Origin of the sequence: Facilibium subflavum (assembly GCF_003574485.1) — a bacterium.
Classification (GTDB): domain Bacteria; phylum Pseudomonadota; class Gammaproteobacteria; order Francisellales; family Francisellaceae; genus Facilibium; species Facilibium subflavum.
In genome coordinates, this window is the sequence record NZ_QLIT01000338.1 from 1 (window position 1) to 549 (window position 549).

General features: G+C 26.0%; 1 protein-coding gene. It reads left to right on the forward strand.

Going from position 1 to position 549, the window contains the following annotated elements:
- Window positions 1–83: 83 nt before the first annotated feature.
- Window positions 84–549, forward strand: a 466-nt coding sequence (locus tag DNK84_RS13800) for a hypothetical protein (RefSeq protein ID WP_162902518.1), incomplete at its 3' end; no start/stop codon positions are given.

Here is a 549-nt window from a genome sequence, read left to right on the forward strand (position 1 = left end):
TAAAAACTCTTTTAGAATAACAAGATAATAAAAAAAATTGGAAACTTATAAGTTTTTACTGTAACTTAATTTTACACAAAGAGTTGACAAAATATAATTACGGTCATACAAGTTGGGTATTTAACACTATTGCAGATACTCTCAACTCTAATTGGGGTAATAAAGAATTAATTTTAGCAAATATCTCTAAAGCAATTGGTCTAGAAACACTTAGAGAAGATATTAATCTCTTTTTAAGAAAAACTTTTAATATTAATGAATTACCAGATAAAGATAATCTAATAAGGGTTAACTTTATAGAGACTGTTGCATACTTAATTTTGGATAGACCAATATACAATATAAAAGATAAATCAAAACAATATAGATGTGGCAAGTTAGATATAATTCATGAACAAACTGGTAAAAAAATACATATTAGTAAAGTCATGCTAACATCACATAAGGTTGAGTGGGAAAGAGATAATATAGCATGCTTATCAATCTTTGTTGATCCTAAACCTCCAAAACACATCAATGATGATATTCCACTCCTAATATTTCAAATAA